Origin of the sequence: Streptomyces sp. NPDC086835 (genome assembly GCF_044745705.1) — a bacterium.
Lineage (GTDB): Bacteria > Actinomycetota > Actinomycetes > Streptomycetales > Streptomycetaceae > Streptomyces.
Genome location: NZ_JBIVAU010000034.1, coordinates 1 through 1,710 on the forward strand (window position 1 = coordinate 1; position 1,710 = coordinate 1,710).

The following is a 1,710-nucleotide window of genomic DNA, read 5'->3' on the forward strand; positions in this document are numbered from 1 at the left end:
CCGTCGCCCAGTCGGGCGCCGCCACCGGCGGAGGCGGAACCACCCCCCCACCCAGCGGTGAACTCACCACCTTCCAGGTCGAGGGACCGCTGGTATCAGCCGGGGACGGCCAGGACGTGACATCCACCGCGACGTGCCCCGCCGGAAGTGTCGTCACAGGCGGCGGGTTCGTCTTCGTGGAAGAACCGGACGGGGATGTCGCGTTCTTCATCATGGGGAACCAGAGAGGCCCGGGCGACTCATGGCAAGTGACCGTCCGCGCCTTTGACGACATCTCCTTCCGCGCCGTTGCGGAATGCGCCACATTGAGCTGATGCTGCAGGCGAGTTCGAGCAGGCCCTGATGAAGGTCGGCTCGGCGTTCGTAGCGGATTCGGAGTCGCTTGAACTGGGCAGCCAGGCGAAGGCACGCTCGACCACCCAGCGCACCTTGCCGAGACCGGAACCGTGTGCGCCACCGCATCGCCCGCAAGGGCATCGAGTCCTCGCAGCGGCTCGGCCGTCACCGCTGGGTGGTCGAGAGGACAGTGTCCTGGCTCGCCGGCTGCCACCGACTCCACCGCCGCTACGAACGCAAGGCCGAGTACTTCCTCGCCTTCGTCGGCATAGCCGCAGCCCTCATCTGCCACCGCCGGCTCGCCCGTGTGGACGGGCAGGGCCAGTCAGTGAGCTTGTTCAGTGTGGCCACTGATTGGGTGATGGCGGGGGTGGTGTAACGGGCGAGGCCCTCGGGGTGTTGAGCGGGATGTCTGACGTCCGTAGCTCTTCAACCCGGGGGCCTCGTGGTTCCTTATCGTGCCGTACTCGATGTCCCGCATGCCCTGGTGGAGTGGGTCACGATGCTCATCGTCACCCGGGAGGGTGACCGCAGGTGTCGGCTGTCTCCGTCTCAGCGCGCCATGGTCGCACTGGTGTACCTGCGCAAGAACGACACCATGCGGCAGCTCGCGGCCGGCTTCGGCATCAGCGTGGGGACCACCCACGCTTACGTCCACGACGTCATCGATCTGCTGGGGGTCCGCGCACCAGGCCTGACCGTGGCGCTCAGAGCAGCGAACGCCCGCTACGTGCTGCTGGACGGCACACTCGCCGAGTGCGACCGGACCGATGGCGGAAGAGCGGACTACTCGGGAAAGCACCGCCGGCACGGCGTGAACCTGCAGGTGGTGACGGCCCCGGACGGCACCTTGATGTGGATCTCACCCGCCATGCCCCGCCGAACCCACGACCTGACCGCCGCCCGCAGGCACCGCATCATCGCCACCTGCATCCGCCTGGGCATTCCCCTCCTGGCCGACCGCGGCTACCAGGGTGCCGGTGACATCGTCGCCGTCCCTCACAGGCGACGACCAGGAAAGGACCTCACGACCAAGCAGAGGAGCGTCAACCGGGCCCACTCCCGACTCAGGTGGCCCGTCGAGAGAACCATCGCCCAGATCAAGACCTGGCGGATCCTTCGCAAGGCCCGCCGCAACACCAGACGGCTGACGTCAATCGCCCAAGCCATCCTCACCCCGGAAGACTCACCGCTGAACAAGCTCAGTGTGAGGCACCAACACTGCTGGCCCAGACGCGCAAGGGCGTGATCTCCGGCTCGGTCCCGGTCTGCTCCACGCGACTCTCCACGTCGTGACTCTCCACGTCCTCCAGGCCCGACCAGGCGGCGACGCCCGGCATGCTGTCAGCCAGAAACCCCTCGACGACCGGACCA

General features: G+C 67.4%; 2 protein-coding genes and 2 pseudogenes. 3 read left to right on the forward strand and 1 reads right to left on the reverse strand.

Going from position 1 to position 1,710, the window contains the following annotated elements:
• A partial coding sequence (locus ACIPJI_RS36500) for a hypothetical protein (protein ID WP_402251278.1) occupies nt 1–314 on the forward strand: 314 nt, incomplete at its 5' end.
• Here the strand turns inward: ACIPJI_RS36500 and ACIPJI_RS36505 are convergent.
• Nucleotides 313–464 (reverse strand): annotated as a pseudogene (locus ACIPJI_RS36505) (transposase); the annotation flags it as partial. The gene ACIPJI_RS36500 and the pseudogene ACIPJI_RS36505 overlap by 2 nt on opposite strands.
• On the opposite strand from ACIPJI_RS36505, the pseudogene ACIPJI_RS36510 reads away from it, so the two are divergent.
• Together ACIPJI_RS36510 and ACIPJI_RS36515 are read left to right on the forward strand one after the other, a co-directional pair.
• Nucleotides 440–643, forward strand: a pseudogene (locus ACIPJI_RS36510) (transposase); the annotation flags it as partial. The pseudogenes ACIPJI_RS36505 and ACIPJI_RS36510 overlap by 25 nt on opposite strands.
• A gap of 138 nt (nt 644–781) precedes the next feature.
• Nucleotides 782–1,585 (forward strand): transposase family protein, encoded by an 804-nt coding sequence (locus ACIPJI_RS36515; RefSeq protein WP_402251280.1) that lies wholly within the window; start codon nt 782–784, stop codon nt 1,583–1,585.
• Nucleotides 1,586–1,710 lie beyond the last annotated feature (125 nt).